This is a genomic window from Aestuariivirga sp. (assembly GCF_044239095.1).
Lineage (GTDB): Bacteria > Pseudomonadota > Alphaproteobacteria > Rhizobiales > Aestuariivirgaceae > Aestuariivirga.
Genome location: NZ_JBIICB010000309.1, coordinates 1 through 4700 on the forward strand (window position 1 = coordinate 1; position 4700 = coordinate 4700).

The 4700-nt window shown below is 66.7% G+C and carries 4 protein-coding genes; all 4 read right to left on the bottom strand.

Annotated features, from left to right (window positions below; all coding sequences use genetic code 11):
- Nucleotides 1–191: 191 nt before the first annotated feature.
- Nucleotides 192–749 carry a MarR family winged helix-turn-helix transcriptional regulator gene (locus ACILRA_RS19915; protein WP_395663798.1) on the bottom strand — a complete coding sequence of 186 codons (558 nt, stop codon included), beginning with the start codon at nt 747–749 and terminating at the stop codon, nt 192–194.
- On the bottom strand, nt 746–2320 hold the full coding sequence (locus ACILRA_RS19920; RefSeq protein WP_395663799.1) for a phytoene desaturase family protein: 1575 nt from the start codon (nt 2318–2320) through the stop codon (nt 746–748). Before ACILRA_RS19920 ends, ACILRA_RS19915 begins: the two co-directional genes overlap by 4 nt.
- 30 nt (nt 2321–2350) lie before the next feature.
- Nucleotides 2351–3145 carry a cyclase family protein gene (locus tag ACILRA_RS19925; RefSeq protein ID WP_395663800.1) on the bottom strand — a complete coding sequence of 265 codons (795 nt, stop codon included), beginning with the start codon at nt 3143–3145 and terminating at the stop codon, nt 2351–2353.
- A 116-nt stretch (nt 3146–3261) separates the two neighbouring features.
- Nucleotides 3262–4698, bottom strand: a complete 1437-nt coding sequence (locus tag ACILRA_RS19930) for a phytoene desaturase family protein (RefSeq protein WP_395663801.1) — start codon at nt 4696–4698, stop codon at nt 3262–3264.
- Between the last annotated feature and the right edge of the window lie 2 nt (nt 4699–4700).

Here is a 4700-nt window from a genome sequence, read left to right on the forward strand (position 1 = left end):
TTATCCCTCTCCCCCTCCGGGGGAGAGGGCAGGGTGAGGGGGTGGTTGCCGCGGGGCAGCGCGTTTGAAGTCTCGCGCCCGCTGCGGCCATCTGTGATGCAGTTTGAGCGTTGTATGTGTGGATGGACCCCCTCACCCCGGCCCTCTCCCCCGGAGGGGGAGAGGGGGAATGAAGAAGAAAGCTTAGGCATTCATTCTTCTCCTTCTTCCCCTCCGGGGGAGAGGGATAACTTGAGGTCTTCATCCCCCAGCCGGATGTTGCGCAGGATCTTCTGCAGCGTGGTGATGAATTGCGCGTACTCGTCTTCTCCGATGCCGCGGAACATGCGCTGGTAGTGCGCCAGCATCACCGGCCAGAAGGTGCTGAAGGTTTCGCGGCCTTCCGCCGTGATCTCCACCTCGCGCACCCGCAGGTCGCTGGCGCGTGGCTTGCGGCGGACGAGGCCGCGCTCTTCGAGAAGGTCGAGGGTGCGGCTCATGGTCGATTGTTCGATGACGGACAGCATCGAGATTTCGTTGATGGTGAGTCCGGAGTTGATGCCCAGAACGGCCAGTGCGCGCATCTGCGGTGTCGTGAGATTGAAGCGCCGCAACTCGCCCGCCAGCTCGGTGTTCCAATTCGCTGCGATGCGGTTGATCAGATAGGGCGCGAAATGGTTGAGGCCGATCTCGGCCAGTGATGGTGGTGAGGTTTCGCGATCTGCCGTGCGGTGCAGCACCCCGCGCAGGAACGGCAGATCGTCCGTCATGTCAGTGACGTTGCCAGCAGGAATCCCGACCCGCCGCCGAGGCCCGGCCCTGGATGCGTGGAAGCGCCGATATGATAGAGCCGCTTTACCGGCGTCTCATGGTTCACGCTGCCGCGCAGCGGCCGCCACAGGAAGAACTGGTCGATGGTGCAGGCGCCGCCATAGGGATCGCCACCCATGAGGTTGACGTTCATCGCCGCGAGATCGGCGGGCGAGTGGCAGCGCCTGGCCAGAACGAGGCTCTTGAAATCCGGGATGTGGCGGCAGAGCAGGGCCTCGACGCGGTCGGCATAGGCCTCGCGCACGGCCTCCGTCCACTGGCCATCGGCTGGCGCCGCGATCTGGCCTGCGGCATCGCCCTTGAGGCGGCGCGGCGTTTCGGGAAGCTGCAGCCACAGGATTGCCTTGCCGTCCGGCGCACGCGAAGGGTCGAAGGCGGTGGGCTGGCCGAGGCAGATGGTGGGCTCCACCGGCAGCATGCCGCGCTCTGCCTCGTTCACGGCCTTCGAGACGCCGTCGAGACCAGGCGTCAGGTGCAGCAGCGCCACCTTTCCGAGTTCCGGATCGCGCCACATCGGCGCGGCCTTCAGTGCATAGTGAATCTGCATGTTGGCCTTGCCATGGACGAAGCCGCGCGTTTCCACGCGCTGCGCATCAGCACCCGGCCAGGAACTGAGCAGCCGGCCATAGAGCTGGTCCGGCGTCATGGAACAGATGACGCCCTGTGCCGCCATGATCTTCTCACCCGAGGCCAGCTCCACGCCGGTGGCGCGGCCAGACTCGTCGACGATCACGCCGGAGACATCGGCACCGGTGCGGATCTCGCCGCCGTGATCGCGGATCAGCTGCTCGAAGGCGGTGAGGATGTTCCGGGCGCCGCCCTTGACGATGGGTGCGCCTGCCGCCTCCAGCGCGAAGGCGATGACCTTGGCCATCTGGCCTGAATAGGTGCTCTCCGGCCCCAGCCCGGTGTGCAGCACCCAGGGCGCCAGCAGGGCGTGGAAGAGATCGGACGTGTAGTGAGGCTCGAGCCAGTGCCGGGCGGAGCCCAGCGCCTCGCCGAAGAAGGCCGAGAGGCCGCGCGGGCCGCGCCGCCAGGCTTCCCCGGCGACCAGCTTCGCCATGCTCCAGGACCACAGCCTGCCGCCCAGCAGCGCGAAGAGGAAGGGCGCATTGGCGCCGAGCTTGGCCATGTCCGCGGCATATTGCGCGCCGTCACCGGGGGCGAGCGCATCGAAGGCTGCGGTGTTGGCGGCACGGTCCCGCCTCAGCAGAAGGTGTGAGCCGTCCGGGCGCAAAACACCTGTCGGAATCTCGGGGTGCGCGAATTGGAGCCCGCGCTTTTCAAGCTCGGGCCCCAGTGCGGCATAGGCGGGAGACAGCAGGAAGAGGACGAAGGTCGTGGCCATCACGTCATGCGTGAAGCCTGGAACGGTGGCCTCCTCGCTGCGGATGCAGCCGCCGATCCCGGCGTTGCGCTCCAGCACCAGGACCTTGCGGCCCTTGCGGGCGAGGAGGGAGGCGGCCACGAGCGCATTGATGCCGCTGCCGGCGATCACATAATCCGCCATGGCCGCTCCCCCTTACCCTTGCCTTGACGATTACTTGCCGACGAGTGCCAGCACGCGCAGCGGGCTGCCCGTGCCGTGCTTGATCTTCAGCGGCGCTGCGATGATGACCGCGCCCTTGGGCGGCAGCCTGTCAAGGTTGCAGAGCGAGGCAAGGCCGTAGCGGTTGTTCTTGTGCATCAGATTGTGGGCGGGGAAGGGCGGGTTCATGCCGCCTGCCGAGCCGGCGTCGGTGCCCACCGTCTCCGAGCCCCAGCCGATGATGCCCTTGTCGATCAGGTACTGCACCGCCTCAGCCGTCGGGCCGGGCGAATGCGGGCCGTTCTCGTCAGCGTTCAGGAAGTCCTTTTCGCTGCCGTTGCGCTTGTACCAGTCGCTGCGCATCACGACCCATGAGCCCTTCTCGATCTCGCCGTGCGCCTGCTCCCAGGCCTTGATGTGCTCGACGGTCAGCAGGAAGTCCGGATTCTTCGCCACCTCGGCGCTGCAGTCAATGACGTTGACCGGGCCGACGAAGTTCTGCGGCGGGATCGTGTCGGTGGCGCCGTCCGGATAGTCCTTGCCGGTGATCCAGTGCTGCGGCGCATCGAAATGCGTGCCGGAATGCTCGCCCAGCTTCAGCCAGTTCCAGGCCCAGAACGGACCCTTGTCGTCATAGTGGGAAATGGTGTGGATCTCGACTGCCGGCGTGTTGAGGCCGATCTGCGGCGGCAGCTTGATGAGCGGCGTCTCGGGGCCGAGTGTCGCGGTGAGGTCGACGACCTCGACGCGGCCCGTGAGAAGGGCGGCGGCGAGTTCAGTGACGGCGGTGGTTGAAGGTGGTGCCATGGCAAATCCTCGTCTTGTCCAATGGCGGCAGAGCGTATTTCGTTTCCATGGGAACGCCAAGCTTCTTGTGGCCCGTTTGCTGTTGCCACAAGGGCAAATTCCATGCGGATGCAGCTTCAGGCCCCGGCCAGCATGCGGCCCAGCAGATAGCCCGATCCTGCACCCGTGCCCGCCCCCGGCCAGGTGGCGGCGCCGCACATGTAGAGGCGGGCGAGCGGCATGCGGTAGCGCGAATATCCCGCAACGGGCCTGAACAGGAAATTCTGGTCGAGCTGGTGGCTTCCTGACAGATTGTCGCCGCCCACGAGGCAGGGGTTCTCCGCCTCGAGGTCGTCCGGCGAGACCACGGCGCGCCCCAGGATCCGGCCGCGAAGGCCCGGCGCATGGGCCTCGATCAGGTCGAGCACGCGCTCGGCATAGGCATCCTTGATGGCGCTCCAGTCATGGCCGGTGATGCGCCCGGCGGCATCGCCCTTCACGTGCTTCGGCAGCACGCGCACCTGCACCCACAGCACGTGCTTGCCATCGGGCGCGCGGGAGGGATCAATCGCGGTGGGCTGGCCCACGACCAGCACCGGCGCCTCCGGCAGCAGCCCGTCCATTGCCTGGCCATAGGCGCGGTTCATGTAGGCGAAGTCGGGGGCGATATGCACATAGGCGAATTGGCCGAGCTCCGCGCCCGCCGACCAGTCCGGCAGCCCATCCATGGCAAGGTGCAGCATCATCGTGCCGGGGCCGTGGCGGAAGGCCTTGAACCTGCCATCCGCCTCCGCCTTGCCGGAGCCGCCGGGCAGCAGCTTTCCGAACAGCACGGAAGGTGTCACGTTGGCGATCACCGCCCGGCGCGCGGTGATGTTGCGGCCATCGGCAAGCCGGATGCCGCTGGCGCTTCCAGCAGCATGCATGACCTCAGCCACCGGCACGCCCAGATGCAGCTCGCCGCCGAGTTCGCCCAGATAGCCGGTCAAGGCCTTGATCATCGTGTCAGCGCCGCCCTGGCCGATCACCATGCCGAAAGCCTGGTTCGCCATGGATTCGAGATAGGGAAACAGCGCGCCGCCCGCGACGTCCGGCGGAAAGTCGAGGTGCATGCCCCAGGCGGCAACCGTGGCCTTCACCCTGGGGTCATGGAAATGCGCATCCGCCCATGTCCTGACCGGCATGGTGAGGAAGCGCAGCATGTCCATGGTCCAGGCCGTGCCGTTCTGCCGCCACGCCTTCCAGATCACCTTTGCCACCGCAAAGGACGGCATGACATTGCCGAGCAGCCCGAAGATGTGCGGGGCATCCGCGCCAAAGCGCGCCAACATGGCCTGCCAGGCCGCCGCATCGCGCGGGTCGATCGCCTCAAGCCGCGCCAGCGTCGTGCCGGGGTCCTTCGAGACGCCGAACCAGCTGTTGTCAGGGAAGACCGACGCGAAGCAATGGGCGGCGGGAGCGAAGGCCAGTCCATGGCGTGACAGCGCCGCGCCATGCTCGCGCAGGAAGGGCGAGCCCGCGAAGAGACTGAGGTTCATCGCGGCCACGTCATGGCGGAAGCCGGGCAGCGTCAGCT

Bases quoted from the DNA above. Each gene is read 5' to 3' on its own strand.
- ACILRA_RS19925 (WP_395663800.1), bottom strand. From the start codon at position 3,145: ATGGCACCACCTTCAACCACCGCCGTCACTGAACTCGCCGCCGCCCTT.
- ACILRA_RS19920 (WP_395663799.1), bottom strand. From the start codon at position 2,320: ATGGCGGATTATGTGATCGCCGGCAGCGGCATCAATGCGCTCGTGGCC.
- ACILRA_RS19915 (WP_395663798.1), bottom strand. From the start codon at position 749: ATGACGGACGATCTGCCGTTCCTGCGCGGGGTGCTGCACCGCACGGCA.